We start from the raw sequence: 16,635 nt of genomic DNA on the forward strand, positions 1-16,635 counted from the left end.
GTATATTGATTTAAATCAACAAATATCTCGATGACAACTTAGGATATCAATATCAATATCTTTAAAATCGGTATCATTTGTTAATAATACGAATTGATTTTCATCACATATCTTCACAATAGCCTTGTCAGAAAAATCTAAAGTATCTACTGTACACATTAAAGTTAAGTCATGTATTGAATAACTTTTTTCTACTACTTCAAACTCACGAAATATATCTTCAGTTACAGTTAAATATATATCTTCTAAAGCCTTTTGCCCATCTTCACTATTTCTATATTTTTTATATGGCCATTCTTCTTCAATAAGGGTATAGCTTTCTAGGTAATTTTTATATTCAATCTTAATAGCTCTATTTATAAATTCTGATATAACGATGAAGTCTAATACAAATTTACTATCTTGAGCATTTAATTTTGAATATAATCTAGCATATTTTTCTTCCCAAGAAGAGGAAGTACTTGCCCAAAAAAGATATATCAAAACATTCGCATCAAAAAAAATTTTTTTATCACTAATATTTCTTATATTTGATGGGTTATATCTATTCGCCATCATCTTCACCTAAAATTTCTTTAATGGATTCTTTCATTTTGTCAGGATTACTAAAATAGTTTTTTGCATTTGTTACAACCCTTTTGAGCCTAACCTTACCACTTTCAGATAGGTTTTCTACCGATAAACTATCTTTTAATTTAGCTTCTTCAAATTCTCCATAAAGCTTTCCTATAGCATTATTTAAAAAGGCCGTTGTTAGTTTTTCAACATTTTTAAAATTAATTATAGTTTTTTTATTTTCTACTAAAGCCTTTTTTATAGTTTGATAAACTTTATCTCCATCTTCAGGCAAGGTACAATCTTTTTGCCCAACAATGCTGAAAACATTTATTTTCATTTCATCCATAATAGTCCCTTAAAATATATCATTTATATCTATCTCTTCAACTTCACTTAGAAGACGATATGTTTTATTGTCATCTGTTTTAAATGTCATGCTAATTACTGAACCCTGAAAAAAACTGTCTAATTCTTGTATTGTCTCACTACCGTTACTAAGTTCATACAAGGCATTTCCACTAATAATTTGTATTTTACCCTTATTTTGCGTAATAAACTCTTGAAGTAAAGCGAGTCCTAAACCTCCAGAAACACCTTGTTTAGTTGTATTCCCGTCTATCATAGCCCATTTAATGGCATCCTTAGAAGTGATAACTTCTTTTAAGTTTTTCTCAATCCTTTTTGCAAAACCTATTCCTGTATCCACAATAGTAAAATTAATTTTGTCCTGCATGTGAAAATATTGTCCACAAGTGTATATAAACTCTGTTTCACTATGAATTTGAGCATTGACAAACATTTCTTGAATAGACTCACTGATTTTTTCATGCACAGCATCACTCATCTTCGGTAAACCACTTCTTTTTAGCAAGTCATCTTCTAAATACTGGTTAAAATATCTACTATCAGACGGTTTTAATTTTTTATACTCAATCGTACTATGATATGTATCGTAAATTTTATCATATCCGTAAAATGCAAGAAAACCATTTTTTTGTAAAATTGTTTGAATATCATTCTTAATGCTTATAAATACTATATCATTGATCCCACCATTTTCTATTTTATCAAGTATGCCACCTAAAACAGCACAGAGATTTGCATCAAACCATTGAGTCAGTTCTATTTCAATATTTTCAAAAAAATCATCCTTATATTTATCATAAAGCTTTATCAGTTGATTATACCCATCTAAATCGTTATGTACATTTGATAATATGAAACTCATTTATATATCTCCCTTTGCAGCTCAAAATACTCATCTCGCATCTGAGGTATACCACCAAAATTATTAGCCACTTCTCGCACTGTTCCCATTCTGCTTTCAATTTAATATAGAAATAAATACTTGGCTCTGCCTTTTCTAAGTTTTTTTGCCATAATACTTCATTTACATCAGTTAGTAATTTTTTCTTCTAGTTCACAGAAGTTCAATCCATATCTTTTTTCTATTAGTTCGATTGTTTTCAATATTGCTTTACTTATATGTAACTGGTTTGCACCAAAAGGATAATATGCAGAATAGAGTTCATTAGCATTCATACTATTATTTAAATAATGTGTTTTTGGTTGTTTTTCATTATTTTTGTAATAATAAAATGGATATTTAAATTCTCTTCCTTCATCTAGCCATTGCCCCCAGCTTCCGTAGTTTTGGATGTGTCCATTATAGCATTGACCACCAATAGTACTTTCCAATAAGATAAATAATTGTTTCAGTTTATCTATTTTTTGATTTCGTTCATATACTGATAACCTTTGAGTGACTTCTTCGAGTTGTTCAGTATAACTATTGCCCACATTATCTGCCAAATTTTTATATTCTTCAATTATTTTATCTGGTACACTATCACACTGTAGTGTCTGTAACTGATTATATGCATTAATTTCTTCATCAATTAATGCTTGGATTTCTTCGTCTGCCTCTTCTTGTGTATACCCACAATTTACTAGAAATGAGTTTTCTTCTTTAGTTTGTTTTACAATCTTGTCCAACACTATTTTTGGTACATTCTTCATTTGTATATCTCCTTTTGTAATCCAAAATACTCATCCCGCATCTGTGGTATACCACCAAAGTTATTAGCTACTTCTCGCACTGTTCCCATGCCACTTAGATCAACAAGATTGCCGAGTTTATCTTCGTCGAGCTCTTTGACACCGTCTTTTTTGTACCTGTTTAAAATGAACTCTAAAAACTCTTTGGCCTTTTCGTTATGGATCTTTTCAAAGAAGTCGCCATGCTCCACAGAGAAGACCCGTTCGCTTCTCGTTTTTATGTCGAGGTTAAATGACAAGTGTGCCAGTACGTCGTAGATGTCGCTCTCTTCTGCCTCAAAGATGGTTTTTAGATCCTCTAGCTGGGATTCGTCGATATTCATCTCTCTAAGCTTGTCAAGCAAATCCTTCCTGTTGGTTGGGTTGCTCCATATCTCTCTTAGCCCTTCTTCGTTGTTGTAGAACTTGCCGAGTACGCCGATGAGCAGTTCTAGGTAATCTTCTGTTTTGAGAGGGATGCCGTCAACACCCACATAGGTTGTTTCTATGTTGATGACTTTGAGTTTCTTGCCTTTGATGTCGATGGTGACTATGTTGCTGCCATAAGTGGGCTGCGTTTCACCTACCGTGTCGTCACCGGGTTCGGGTGTCGGATACTCGGGTTTATCTTTCGGCTCTTTCGGTTCTCTTTTTCCACTCCCAATAGAAGGTTCATCTTCTCCATCCCAGGCCGGATCATAAAAGAGGTTCGTTGCACCGACAAAGTCCATGATTGTAAAGAAGTCTTTTCCTTCAAACACCCTCGTGCCACGACCGATGATCTGCTTGAATTCGGTCATGGACTTTATGGGCGCCGTCAGAACAACGTTTCTAACATTTTTGGCATCAACGCCCGTTGTCAGCATTTTGGAGCTTGTGAGGATCGTAGGAATGTCTCTGTCGTTGTTTTGAAACATCTCCAAAAAGTCTCGGCCTATGTCTCCCTCGTCCGAAGTGACCCGTACACAGTAGTTATTATCTTTGATGGTTTTAAACTTGTCGATAGCGATTTTCATGTCCGAAGCATGTTGCTGATTCACACAGAAGATTATCGTTTTGTCCATCGGGTTCATGTTTTCTAGAATCGTTTTCGCGATGAGCTCGGTGCGTTTCGGAATGACGACCTGTTTCTCGAATTTCTCCAGCTCTACTATCTGTTTGTCCAGCTCACCTGTAATGATGTCGTTCGGATCAAACCGATATTCGTCTATGTTTGTCTGGATTCTCTTGACTTTGTAAGGTGTCAAGAAACCGTCGTTAATACCGTCTTTGAGAGAATATTCATAGATTGGATCGCCGAAGTATTTGTAAGTATCGCCGTTGTCATCTCTTTTCGGTGTTGCGGTAAGTCCTAAATGCACAGCACTGCCAAAATGATCTAAAATAGCTCGCCAGCTACTCTCATCGTTAGCGCTACCTCTATGACATTCGTCAATGATGACAAGGTCGAAAAAGTTGGACGGATACTGCTTGTAGTAAGCGGTCACATCGTCCTCTTGCTCTTCTTCGGAAGTCTCTATCACTCTGTTTTTGTTCTCTGCAATGGACTGGTAGATCGCAAAAAAGATGTTTCCAGCCGTAGGAACTTTTCCACCCCGTTTTTTGATGTTCTTTCCGTTTATCTCGACACAATCTTTTTCAAGAGGGTTGAACGTATTGATAGACTGATCTTTAAGTACGTTTCTGTCAGCTAAGAAAAGTATCTTGGGTCTTCTGTCGGCATTATCCCTGTTCCATTTGGATTGAAACAGTCTGTAGGCAATTTGAAAAGCGATGTAGGTTTTGCCTGTCCCCGTTGCAAGCGTTAGAAGCACCCTGTCCGCACTGTTTGCAATGGCTTCTATGGTTTTTTGAACCGCAATTTGCTGATAGAAACGAGGTTTCATCGTTCCTTCAATGTGGAAAGGGTGGGTAATGACTTCTTGTACTTTTGGCGTTGGTCTGCCGTACTTTCTCTCAAAGAGCTCATCAGGCGTCGGATAGTCCTCGATGTATCTTCCATTGCCGTCTTTCAGTGAATGCTCATAGATCTTATGACCGTTGGTAGTATAGACATAATCAATGCGAAGACGTTCGGCATAGTTGATGGATTGTTGCAGGCCGTCCAGCGGGTCTCTGTTTTCGGCTTTTGCTTCGATGATGGCAAGGTTGGTGTTCTTGTAGGTCAGTAGGTAATCGACAAAATATCGCTTACCACGCTTACCGCCGATGAGCTTTCGGCCATCCGTGAAATAGTACTCCCTAACGATATGTGCTTCATTCCACCCGCTACCTTTGATTTTCGGGTCGATAAGTTTTGAACGTGTGTCTGATTCAGAGTATGCCATCTATGTAACTAAACCTAATGAATTATATTTCGATCTATTATAGCTTGTGTTCTTTAATCGACTTCAGGTCGCGGTTGAGTTAGGTACATTTCATTAACTTTTTTATTGATCACTGAAAGTCAGGTATGAAATTAAATAATCCATTGAACTTTGCGGAGCGAAGTAGTTAAAGCTTGCCAATCTAAAAATCTCTGATTTTTCGGTGGGCTATACCTGATTGTCTTGCTAAATCGAGGGGATATTACCCCAAAAAACGACTAATGTCCTTCAAACCCCTAAAAGTTGGGCTTTAAACGATGCTAGCAGACGGATTGCTTCCGTAAGCATGATCGGGGTAAAAATGGATATACCCAAAAAAATGGGTGTATCCCAACAAAGCCCTGAAAACAGGACTATAAAGCTGGTAAAAACCACTAAAATCGGGCATTTGCAAATCGTATCCCTTTCACGGTTTGGAGATATACCCCGAAAAATTCGCACAAGTCTGTGTCTGATACATTCTGATATATAATTGATACATTGCTGATAACACGCCGATACACAATTGATACATATCTGATACATTGGCGCAACATATTGATACATTTGCGATACATGATGAGAACATATTGATACATTGCTGATAACACGCCGATACACAATTGATACATATCTGATACATTGGCGCAACATGTTGATACATTTGCGATACATGATGAGAACATATTGATACATTCCTGATACATCAATTGATACACTTTGATACATGCTAATGCATGATGTCATTGTTCATTTCGTTTGCAACCAACGATTTTTTAAATGCAACCAAAATTATGTTTCATCGAATATGAACTCTTTCATAATGTTCTGACAAAAGGAGCAAATCATGAAAGTAGATTTCGAAGTACTTGAACAGATTCCCAAACTTTTGGAAGTCATGCTTCAGGTCAAAAGCACCCTTGAAACCAACAGTACTGAAAAACGTTGGCTGAACACAAAAGAGTTGGCGGAGTACACCGGCTATAAACTGGAAACCATTAAAGCCAAGATCAAAAAAAATGACTTTGTACTGGGTACTCATTATTATAAGCGCGAAGGCAAACTGCTCTTTGACAAGAGTGAAGTAGATAACTGGGTAATGGGAATAGATTCTGTCAATAACAGTACCTATACCAAGATCGATGCTTTGTTCGAAGAAGTCTTGGGATAACGCCATGACATCTTTTACATACAGTTTACACAACACATTCTATAATGTGAATGTGAAAACTTCGTATATAGGGTTCTTGAATAAAGGATCGAATATATGAAACTGTATGTAAAAAAAGTCAAAAATGTAAAAGGCGAAGTCAAAGAGACTCTTTGGGTCAGGTTTTATGATCACCATAGAAAGCTGATCCGCAAGCCTCTGAAACTTTCCAACACAAAGGCCAATAGAAAATTGGCAGAGACACAACTGATTCCACAATTGATGCTCAAGCTTCACAGTGGAGAGTTCTTTAATAAAACAGCACCAACACTTAACGAGTACATGCGTACCTCTTTCGAGATGAACAAGTCTCGAAGACGTGCCACTACGCAAAACGATTATCAGATATCGTACGATAAACATATCGAACCGCATCTGGGTCATATGAAACTTGATAAGATCAAAGCCTCCGATCTGGAGCTTTGGCAGAACAAGGTTTTGGAAAGTGTCTCGCCAAGGCGTCTGAAGAATATCAGAGCTGTTCTTAGCGGTATACTAAATGATGCTTATCGTGATGAGCTGATTTCCAAAAACCCGCTCACCTTGGTCAAGACGATTAAGGCTGAGAAAGTTGAGATTCATCCTTTTTCCCTCTCGGAGATTTCAGAGATATTGGAGAATTCGGAAGGTCAGGACAGGAACTTCTTTGCTCTGGCCTTTTTCACCGGGATGCGCAGCGGTGAGATGATCGGTTTGAAGTGGTGTGACATCGATTTCAAGAAGATGGAGATCCATATCCAGCGCTCACGAAAAATGGGTGTTAATACGCCTCCTAAGACCGAATCGAGCAACAGGGTGATAGATATACTGGACTCACTCTATGTTTACCTTCAGAGCCAATACAAGCTCACTGGAGATAAAAACTCGTATGTCTTCTTGAATGAAGGTGATGAACCGATATATGACATCAAACGAATTCGAGATCGAGCTTGGAAAAAGACGCTTAAAGTATGTGAATTGGAGTATCGTCCTATCTATCATACACGTCATACCTTTGCAACAGTGATGTTGGAGAATGGTGAGGATATACTCTGGGTGTCAAACATGTTAGGGCATACGGATTCGACAATGACACTGAGTCGTTATGCTCGTTATGTGAAGAGAAAAGAGAGAAAAAGAGGTCAGTTTTTACAGCAAGAACTGGCACTAAAAGACACCGAATTGACACCGAGTAATAATTATGTTGCTTGAAAGTGTTTGTTTTAGGGGTTGATTGATTGAGTGGCTCCGGATACTGGATTCGAACCAGTGACCAAATGATTAACAGTCATCTACTCTACCGCTGAGCTAATCCGGAAAATGAAGCTCTTTACAAGTGGTGGACACGGAGGGATTCGAACCCTCGGTACCGTTGCCAGTACGCATCCTTAGCAGGGATGTGGTTTCAGCCAACTCACCCACGTGTCCAGCCTCTTTTAAAAAGAGAACGTGATTATACTTACAGAGTTCTAATATGAACCTTAAAACAAGCGGGAATTACAGCTTTTGAATGATTTTTTCGACAACCGCTGCCGGATCCTCTGCCTGATAGATCGGACGGCCGACGACGATGAAATCGACCTTCTCATCCTGCGCCAGTTCAACCGTTGCCACACGCTGCTGATCACCGGCATCTTCGCCGAAAGGACGGATACCCGGCGTAAGTGTCAGAAAGTTGTCCGCTGTAATAGACTTGATCGATGCACTTTCAAAAGCCGAACAGACCACGCCGTCAAGCCCCGCTTCATAGCTGTCTTTGGCAAACTGATCCGCTTTGACAGCGATCTTCTCACCGTAGACACTGCTGAACTCTTCTTCGTCAAACGAGGTCAAGGCGGTTACCGCAAGGACCAGCGGCCGCTTCTCGTACTTCTCCAACCGCGCCATTACCGTCTGCATCGCACGCTTGCCAGCCGAAGCATGCACGTTGAACATGTCGACGCCCAGTCCCATGATCGACTCTGCCGCATCCGCCATCGTATTGGGGATGTCATAGAGTTTCAGGTCCAGAAAGATCCTGCACCCCGGGTTGATCTCTTTGAGTGCTTTAATAAACGGTTCGCCGTCACGGATATAGGCGCGAAGACCCACTTTCAACCAGATAGGATAATCTTTTATCTTTTCTACAAGAGAGAGGTTTTCTTCCATTGTCGGAAGGTCCAGTGCGACGCAGAGTTCCATGGCAAGCCTTTATATTTGATAGTGAAAGTATAGACAATTGTATCTATGAAAGTGATGAAGTTCAATACGGGCCTTAATGCAAGTTTTAGTTCTTCCGGACTATTCTTCTTTTAAATGTACTACTCGTAATAAGGATTTTATATGGCTTCCAAAACCGAACTGCTTGGTAAGATTGACGTCGCTGTCGTTGAGCGTATCTCTCTCTATGATACCCATCCCGAAAATGAAGATCTTTTTTCACTCTTTGCCGATATCGTCTACCAAAATGACACAGAAGCCTTTAAAACACTGATCGAAGCCGGCGCCGATGTCAATATGCAAAACAAATACGGCGAAACGCTGCTGCACATCAGTATTCGCAGAGACCGTCGGGAGATGGTTGCGGTTTTGGTTGACAATGGTGCCGACATCAACCGCCAGGATGCACCCGGCTGGACGCCATTGATGGAGTGTGTCATGGATGATATGCCGGAGCTCTGTGGCTACCTCATCGAAAAAGGAGCGGATGTGACCATCGCGAACCAACGCGGTGCGACCGCAGCGATGCTGGTCCAGAAATTCGGCCGCAACAACATGTCGCACTACTTCAAGCAATAAGAGAAGTGCCGGTTCACCCCGTTCTTCAGTCTCGGCCGGTAACTGCTGAGGCGTTTTTCATAGCCTTTACTACTGTAGAAAAGTGATCAGCCGAAAGCATCTTCTTGCGCCCTCTTTCCTGCCTCTTACCGGCCTGTAAAAAGGCATCGACCCACCAGTAGATATCATACTTTCGGACATTCTCCTGCATCTTTTCCATTCGTTTATGCTTCTCTTCACTGTCCATAAAAAGAGCCTTTTTGAGAGCGTCTACAACAGACTCTTCATCAAAAGGGTTTACTAACAGAGCATCGTCTTTGAACTGCTGTCTTACCCCTGCGAACCGGCTGAGGATCAATACCCCCTCTCTGTCGATATTAGTAACACAATACTCTTTTGCAACCAGGTTCATCCCGTCTTTTAACGGGGTGACCAGCGCTATATCCGATGCCCTGTAATAAGCGAGTAGTTCCTCCCTGCTCAATGTGTAATAGCAGTTTTGTATAGGGATCCAACCCGGCTGGCTGAATCTACCGTTGATCTCGCCTACCAGCTGTTCTATCTCTCTTTTAAGATTCCCATACTCGATGATATCTTCCCGGCTGGGCACGAGTACCTGTATCAATTTGACCTTGGTATGCAGCTGCGGGTTCCTTTTCAGCAAGGTCCTATAGGCTTTCAGCCTCTGCGGGATACCTTTACTGTAGTCGAGCCGATCGACGCCGAGTATGATCTTTTGCCCGTGATACCCCTCCTTGATCTCCCTGTACCTTTGAACCACAGGCTTGCTCCCCGCCGCATCGGAAAACTCATTATAATCGATGCTGATAGGAAAAACAGCCACTTTGTTTTCTCTTTTTTTACCTACAATCGTCGCTGGATCAGGCATTTTAGCGTTAATTTCACTTTCGTCTATGCAGGTGGTGACGACCTCCAAAAAGTTCTTCTTATCTGTCTCCGTTTGAAACCCTATCAGGTCATAAGCCAACAGGGCTTTTACGATCTGCAGACGCCATGGTATACGGTTGAAGGTCTCAGCCGGGGGAAAGGGGATATGAAGGAAAAATGCTATCCTGTTTTGTATACCGTTTTTCCTCAACTCTTCGCCTGTATTGATAAGATGATAATCATGAATCCAGATAAAGTCATTGTCGATGAGCGCCTCCGCCACCGTCTGCGCAAACTTCCGGTTGACTCTTTTAAACGCCTTGAAGTAGTCCGCCGAGAAATTGCAATAGACAGAGAGGTTATGGAAGAGCGGCCAGAGTATTTCATTGCAGAACCCCTTATAATAAAGTTCATACTCTTTAAGGTTGATATCTACCGGTTCATAGCTGTACGCCAGATTCTGCTCTTCCTGTCGAAGAAGCGTTTCAAGCACTACCCCCTCCTCCTCGTAATTGCCGGCCCAGCCGACCCATACTCCCCCGTCCCTTTTTAAAACCGGGGTCATCGCAGTTACCAGTCCTCCTGATGACGGTGTCAGTTCATATCGGTTCGCACCACTCTTTTTGACCACGATGGGCAGCCGGTTTGAGACAACGATCAATCTTCCCTCTTTGTCTTCATACATGTTCTGCTCCTTCTATTTATGTGTGTACGTTATCTCTTTGCGCTCGCCGCTTGCAACGGTGAAAAGCTCGCCTTTGACATCCATATCTATGGCCTTTGCATTGGACTTTTGTGCTTCGACTACAACCCTCTTAGCACAGATATTGATAGTAAGCCAATGCCCTCTATAGTGTAATTTAAGGTTGATCTCATGCAGTTCACGGGGAAGGGAAGGCTTTAGATACAAGATCTCATCTCTTGCTTCCAGGCCGGTATAACAGCGCTGTATAATGTCGCTCGTCCCTGCCATCGCTCCGATATGCACCCCTTCGGGCGTCGTTTCTCCCTGAATGTCTGCTATATCTGTCAGAAGTGCCTTATTAAAGGAGTTCCATGACTCTTTCGCGTTGGTTCGTGCACTTACCCAGGCATGCACAACCTGACTTAGAGAGGACCCGCTTGAGGTCCGCTGCAGATAGTACTTGACGTTTTTTTGCAGCATGGCCTGACTGAACCGGTATCCCAGCTGATGGAAGAGGGCCTTGAGCGCTTCATTGGAGAAGAGGTAGAATAGCATCAGCACATCGGCCTGCTTGGAAACCTTGTAGCGGTTGGTACTGTCGTCTTCGGCCTCCAGGATTCTGTCGAGGCGCTGGATATTGCCATACTTCTCGCGGTACGCATCCCAATCGAGTTCCCTAAGTGCTTCATACCCCTCAAACTGACTGATAATATTTCCATCGTGAAAAGCGATCTTCATCTTATGGCGTATCTCATCCCACCTTTTGATCTCCGCATCTTCGATATGTAGTTTTTCGCGCAGTTCGCTGAAACGGATCGATGAGAGTATCTTTCGCATCTCGACCGCTTTGTTAAGGACGAATACCGCCATGATGTTGGTATAGGCGTTGTTTTTCAATCCGGGTTCTTTACTTTCCGGATATGCATCATGATACTCATCCGGCCCCATAACACCCTCGATCTCATACCTATTTTCCATACTGTTGTATACGGCCATGCTCGACCAGAACCTGGCGATCTCAATGATCATCTCCGCACCGTAATAGGCGAGGAATTCACGGTCACCGCTCACCTGATAATATTGCCAGATGTTGTAGACAATGGCTGCGTTGACATGCCTTTGAAGATGGCTGTTGTCTTCGATCCATCGGCCGGAGCGCGGGTTAAGGTGTATCTTCTGGCTCTCCTCCTCACCGTTGCTGCCGCTCTGCCACGGATACATCGCCCCTTTATAACCCTGCTCCTTCGCTGCGCGTCTGGCTTTGGAAAGCCTGCGGTAGCGGTAGAGTATAAGCGAACGTGTTACCTGGGGAAGTCGGTAGTTAAAGAAAGGAAAGATAAAGACCTCATCCCAGAAAACATGCCCCCGATAGGCCTCTCCGTGCCAACCTCTCGCCGGGATACCGACATCCATGCCGATGCTATGGACTGACGCGGTCTGTAACAGCTGATAGGTGTAGAGGTGCAGCGTTCTTTTTACAAAGTAATCTTTTTTAATATCCCGGAGCGTAAGACCGATATCGAAATAGTTCCAGAGATGTTTCCAGACGATTTTATGGTCAACAAGAAGGTTTTGAAACCTTCCCGCATCTTCCAGAGCATCCCTTGCTTCGATATAACAGTTTGATACAGCCTGGTCTTTTGACGTAAAGAGCGAAACGATCTTTTCTATACTCACCGAATCTCTACTGCTGATGGACTCCAGCAGAAAACGTTTAGCGATATAGGATCTGTTCTCTACCGACTCGCTTTCAGCAGCGGGCTGCTCGCCGTTGACAAAGAGTTTTGTCTTCGCAGCCAGAAATACGGTGTGATTGGATTGCACCGTCTCCATCCTCAAAAAGACCCTATCCTCTTGCGCCTCTTTCTCTATATACCGCAGATGTTGATTGCTTAAATTGCGATAGCGTTTGACCCCCTCGTTTTTTATATTTCCGTCTATCCCTGATTCGACTTCAAGCCTTCCTTCCCAGTTGATCGGCATAATCGTCAGTTCAATGGCGGCCATATGCTTGTTTCCCATATGGACAAAACGTCTCTCTATGATGCGGGTCTCCCGTGCCTTGGCGTCACTAAAGTGGACCATTCTATGCAGAACCCCCTCCTGCATATCGAGCTCCTGGCGATAGGAGAGGATCGCCGTATCATCTATGCTGAACCACTCCCCCTCATCTATCCTGAAACGTAATGTCAGCCAGTTGGGAAAGTTGACCAGATCCTCATTGATAATCGCCTTCTCCTGGATCACTGTCTTCAGACGGTTATACCCTCCTGCGATATAGGTTCCGGGATAGTGTATCTCATCAGCCTGCGATTCGGTTGCGGCGGATCTGGTCACAAAATAGCCGTTGCCCAAAGCGCAAAGCACTTCTCTGAGCTTCTCCTCCTTAGGCTCATAATGGCTATAAGCCAAGGACCAGATATTACCCTCCTCAACTGAGGAGGAGAGTATCTCCAGAAAACGCAGGGCCTGCTCCGTGTCCTTTAACTTGTATTGCGCCCCGGTCGTTCGCTTCTCTCTACCGACCAATATCCCTATTCCATAGCTCTTTATAGCCGAAAAAGCATCTTCATCGGTGATGTCGTCACCGATATAGAACACCTTGCTGATACGCCTGTCTATATGCAGCGCTTTCATCAGCCATTCCAGGGCCTTGCCCTTGTTCCACTGCAGGTCCGGCTGCAGCTCATACAGTTTTTTGCCGTAATTCTTACGCAATCGGGGATATTTATTGACAGCGTCATCAGCTGCTTTTTCAACACGTGCTACGTTGCGCTTTGCAACATTTCTGTAGTGCAGTGCTATACTGAACTTTTTCCGCTCGACCAGGGCCCCTTCAACATCAGCCAGGCGTTCGGTCAATTCCCCTTCCAGGGCATCAAAGGTCTCTACAAATGCCAGAGCCGGTTCATGTTCCATCTTGATACTGGGCCCTTCGATCTCGTAACCGTGGCTGCCGGAATAATAGATCCCTTTAATGCCCACCCTGCTCTTGATATCGTTAAGCCCTCTGCCGCTTATCACGCCCAGGGTACACTGGTTGGAGAGTCTGATCAGCGTGTTTCGCATCGTTTCTGAGAGGTAAGCATCTTTGGGGTGTGAGACAATAGGCGTCAGCGTCCCGTCAAAATCAAGAAAGAGTACAACCTCCTTGTCTTTGCATTGCGCCTCTATCTTCTTGAACGATTGTAATGCCGAAGGAAGTTCTGTTGTCTTCGTCTCGATATCGAACTTTTGAAGGCTCTTGACGACCAGATCGGCCCCGGCACGCTTCAACGCCCTGGCGTGTCTTCCCCTGTCCACGCCGACCACTTTCGCAAATCCCCCTTTTTTCCCCGCCGCAACCCCGACCACGGCATCCTCTATGACAACAGCTCTGCCCGGTCGAACATTAAGTCTTTTAAGCGCTTCGAGAAAGAGGTCAGGTTCGGGTTTTCCCTTGAGATCCAGGGCAGCAAGGTCCAGACCGTCGACGACGACATCAAAATAGCTCTTAAGATTCGCGGATTCCAAAATATGGTGGCAGTTTTTACTCGAAGAGACCACGGCCGTTAAAAAGCCGAAATTTCGCAGTTTTAAGAGCAGTTTTATGGAGCTTTTGTAGGTTTTCACCCCCTGGGAAAGCAGCTCCAGAAAACAGCTGTTTTTCCTGTTTGCCAAAGCGGCAATACTCTCTACTTCCTCTCCATCGGTATCCTTTCCTTCCGGAATCTCCATATTTCTGGAGGCGAGAAAACTGCGTATGCCCTCTTTTCTTGGCTTCCCATCGACATAAGCAAGGTAATCGGCTGTTATGTCGAAAGGGGTAAAAGCATCGGTTTCAGCGCTCTGTTTTAAAAAGTCGTCAAAGGTCTTCTTCCACGCTTTTGCATGGATCTTCTGTGTCTGCGTGATCACACCGTCCAGGTCAAATACAACAGCGTCGTACTGCGACTTTTTGATTGTATATGCCTCTCTACTCTCCATATCATCTCCCTTTCTTTTCTAAAAAAGAATCATCGAGAATTCATTTTAACATTATTTTTAACTTTGGAGATTAAATAAAATTTTCCTATGGAAATCACAGGAGACAGGAGATGGGAGTTCCCTTTAGATGTCAGTTGTAAGGAGATTTTGAAAAAAAGAGATAAACGTGACGACGCGTCGTCACGTTTGGAGCGGCGTCAGCAGCTGCCGTTTTTGACACACGACTCGATCTGTCCGACCACTGCAGGATCCTCAAGTGTCGAAGTGTCCTGGGTGATCGCTTCGCCTTTAGCAATAGAGCGCAGAATACGACGCATGATCTTGCCCGAACGTGTTTTCGGCAGACCCGGTACGAAAACGATATCGTCACAGAGTGCAATATTACCGATCTCCTGCTTGATGACATTGTTGATCGCTTTCATCGTATCAACCAGCTCGCCCAGGTTCTCTTCGTTTTTGAGCACGACATAAGCGAATATCCCCTCACCTTTGAGTTCATGCGGTTTTCCGACGACGGCGACTTCGGCAACATCCGAAGACTTTTTGATCGCCGCTTCAACCTCAGCCGTACCCATACGGTGGCCTGAGACGTTGATGACATCATCCGTACGGCCCGTAATGGTGATGTAACCATCCTCGTCGTAGTTCGCACCGTCACCGGTAAAATAGACCGGCTTGCCGTCTTTCGTAACGTCGCCGAAGTAGGACTTCACAAAGCGTTCCGGATCACCCCATACGCCGCGGATCATCGACGGCCACGGGCGTGTGACACACATGTAGCCGCTCTCGCCGGCACCGACTTTCTCGCCGGTTTCAGGGTCAAGAATCTCGCCCATGATGCCCGGAAGCGGGAAGGTCGCACAGGCCGGCTTGATCGGTGTCGCACCAGGAAGCGGAGAGACCATGTGGCCGCCCGTCTCTGTCTGCCAATAGGTATCGACGATCGCACATTTGCTGTTACCGATATCTTCGTAGTACCATTTCCATGCCGGCGGATCGATCGGCTCACCGACCGTACCGAGGACTTTCAGACTGCTAAGGTCATATTTCTTAGGCTCTTCGGCACCTGTCTTGTGAAGGACACGGATCGCAGTCGGCGCCGTGTAGAACTGGTTGATCTTGTACTCTTCAACCATCTTCCAAGGACGGCCCGCGTCCGGATAGGTCGGGACACCTTCGAACATGATCGTTGTCGCACCCATGGCAAGCGGACCGTAGACAATATAGGTGTGACCGGTGATCCACCCCACGTCTGCCGTACACCAGTAGGTGTCGTTCTCTTTGACATCAAAGACCCACTCCATCGTCATCTGTGCCCACAGGATATAGCCTGCAGAATTGTGCTGGACCCCTTTTGGTTTGCCGGTTGAACCCGAGGTGTAAAGCAGGAAGAGCGGATCTTCCGAGTCCATCGGTTCAGCATCACAGACAGGGGACTGCTGATCGATCATTTCGTTGTAGGAGTAATCACGTCCCGCGACCCACTCCACATCTTCGCCGTTGCGCTCGACGACCAGGACTTTACCGACACATTCACATCCCTCTTCGAGTGCTTTGTCGACAACCGGTTTAAGCATATACGGCTTGTCTTTACGGAAGGCGCCGTCCGCCGTGATGACCGTTTTGGCTTCGGCGTCAATAATACGGTCGCGCAGTGCTTCTGCCGAAAAGCCGCCGAAGACGATCGAGTGGATCGCACCCAGACGCGCACAGGCCAGCATTGCATAGGCCGCTTCAGGGATCATCGGCATGTAGATGACCACACGGTCACCTTTCTCTACGCCGAACTCATTCTTGAGAAGGTTCGCCATTTTGTTGACATTGTAGTACAGTTCAAGATAGGTGATGATCTGTTTGTCACCGCGGTCACCTTCGAAGATGATCGCCGCTTTGTTTTTACGCGAATCCAGATGACGGTCGATACACTGGTGGGCAACGTTCAGTTTACCCCCTTCGAACCATTTGACGAAAGGCATGTTGCTCTCGTCCAGAACATTCGTATACGGTTCAAACCAATCGATCTTCTCTTTGGCAAAATGATCCCAAAAGCCTTCATAATCTTCATGGGCCCAATCTTGCAGCTCTTGATATTCGCACATGTTTTTGATGCGCGCCTCTTTAGCAAATGCTTTATTCGGTTGAAAGACAGGTTTTTTTACTTCACTCATAGAATCTCCTTAATTTTTTGAACATGAGTTCTGGATAAAAGA

At 43.9% G+C, this 16,635-nt stretch carries 12 protein-coding genes and 2 tRNA genes; 3 read left to right on the plus strand and 11 right to left on the minus strand.

The genetic code is table 11. The features are described 5' to 3' along the window. Positions 1–15: 15 nt before the first annotated feature. The 5 genes from WCY20_RS09905 to WCY20_RS09925 all read right to left on the minus strand — a co-directional run bounded on the left by WCY20_RS09905 (position 16) and on the right by WCY20_RS09925 (position 4,922). Positions 16–558 (minus strand): PIN domain-containing protein, encoded by a 543-nt coding sequence (locus WCY20_RS09905; RefSeq protein WP_345978252.1) that lies wholly within the window; start codon positions 556–558, stop codon positions 16–18. Continuing rightward, complete coding sequence (locus WCY20_RS09910) at positions 545–904, minus strand: STAS-like domain-containing protein (protein ID WP_345974773.1); 360 nt, start codon at positions 902–904, stop codon at positions 545–547. The genes WCY20_RS09905 and WCY20_RS09910 overlap by 14 nt, the downstream gene beginning before the upstream one ends. A 9-nt stretch (positions 905–913) precedes the next feature. Then, positions 914–1,786 carry an ATP-binding protein gene (locus WCY20_RS09915; protein ID WP_345974775.1) on the minus strand — a complete coding sequence of 291 codons (873 nt, stop codon included), beginning with the start codon at positions 1,784–1,786 and terminating at the stop codon, positions 914–916. Positions 1,787–1,953: 167 nt separating this feature from the next. Then, positions 1,954–2,577, minus strand: a complete 624-nt coding sequence (locus tag WCY20_RS09920) for a hypothetical protein (RefSeq protein ID WP_345974776.1) — start codon at positions 2,575–2,577, stop codon at positions 1,954–1,956. Then, positions 2,574–4,922, minus strand: a complete 2,349-nt coding sequence (locus tag WCY20_RS09925) for a DEAD/DEAH box helicase family protein (RefSeq protein ID WP_345974777.1) — start codon at positions 4,920–4,922, stop codon at positions 2,574–2,576. The genes WCY20_RS09920 and WCY20_RS09925 overlap by 4 nt, the downstream gene beginning before the upstream one ends. An 865-nt stretch (positions 4,923–5,787) precedes the next feature. Here WCY20_RS09925 and WCY20_RS09930 point away from each other — a divergent pair. Further along, positions 5,788–6,111: a helix-turn-helix domain-containing protein gene (locus tag WCY20_RS09930; RefSeq protein ID WP_345974779.1), complete on the plus strand. Its 324-nt coding sequence runs from the start codon at positions 5,788–5,790 to the stop codon at positions 6,109–6,111. A gap of 96 nt (positions 6,112–6,207) precedes the next feature. Further along, positions 6,208–7,341 (plus strand): site-specific integrase, encoded by a 1,134-nt coding sequence (locus tag WCY20_RS09935; protein WP_345974780.1) that lies wholly within the window; start codon positions 6,208–6,210, stop codon positions 7,339–7,341. A 31-nt stretch (positions 7,342–7,372) separates the two neighbouring features. Here the strand turns inward: WCY20_RS09935 and WCY20_RS09940 are convergent. The 3 genes from WCY20_RS09940 to pyrF all read right to left on the minus strand — a co-directional run bounded on the left by WCY20_RS09940 (position 7,373) and on the right by pyrF (position 8,310). Continuing rightward, positions 7,373–7,447 (minus strand) — tRNA-Asn (locus WCY20_RS09940). Between the two features lie 19 nt (positions 7,448–7,466). Beyond that, a tRNA-Ser gene (locus WCY20_RS09945) sits at positions 7,467–7,557 on the minus strand. A gap of 69 nt (positions 7,558–7,626) precedes the next feature. Further along, a complete protein-coding gene (pyrF, locus tag WCY20_RS09950) occupies positions 7,627–8,310 on the minus strand; it encodes an orotidine-5'-phosphate decarboxylase (protein ID WP_345974782.1) in 684 nt (227 codons plus the stop codon). Between the two features lie 141 nt (positions 8,311–8,451). On the opposite strand from pyrF, the gene WCY20_RS09955 reads away from it, so the two are divergent. Further along, positions 8,452–8,907, plus strand: a complete 456-nt coding sequence (locus WCY20_RS09955) for an ankyrin repeat domain-containing protein (protein WP_345974784.1) — start codon at positions 8,452–8,454, stop codon at positions 8,905–8,907. 25 nt (positions 8,908–8,932) lie between these two features. On the opposite strand, the gene WCY20_RS09960 is transcribed toward WCY20_RS09955, so the two are convergent. The 3 genes from WCY20_RS09960 to acs all read right to left on the minus strand — a co-directional run bounded on the left by WCY20_RS09960 (position 8,933) and on the right by acs (position 16,593). Continuing rightward, a complete protein-coding gene (locus WCY20_RS09960; RefSeq protein WP_345974786.1) occupies positions 8,933–10,459 on the minus strand; it encodes a trehalose-6-phosphate synthase in 1,527 nt (508 codons plus the stop codon). A 12-nt stretch (positions 10,460–10,471) separates the two neighbouring features. Continuing rightward, on the minus strand, positions 10,472–14,425 hold the full coding sequence (gene otsB, locus WCY20_RS09965; protein WP_345974788.1) for a trehalose-phosphatase: 3,954 nt from the start codon (positions 14,423–14,425) through the stop codon (positions 10,472–10,474). Between the two features lie 197 nt (positions 14,426–14,622). Next, positions 14,623–16,593, minus strand: a complete 1,971-nt coding sequence (gene acs, locus WCY20_RS09970; protein WP_345974790.1) for an acetate--CoA ligase — start codon at positions 16,591–16,593, stop codon at positions 14,623–14,625. Positions 16,594–16,635 lie beyond the last annotated feature (42 nt).

The organism is Sulfurimonas sp. HSL3-7 (genome assembly GCF_039645985.1).
GTDB classification, from domain to species: domain Bacteria; phylum Campylobacterota; class Campylobacteria; order Campylobacterales; family Sulfurimonadaceae; genus Sulfonitrofixus; species Sulfonitrofixus jiaomeiensis.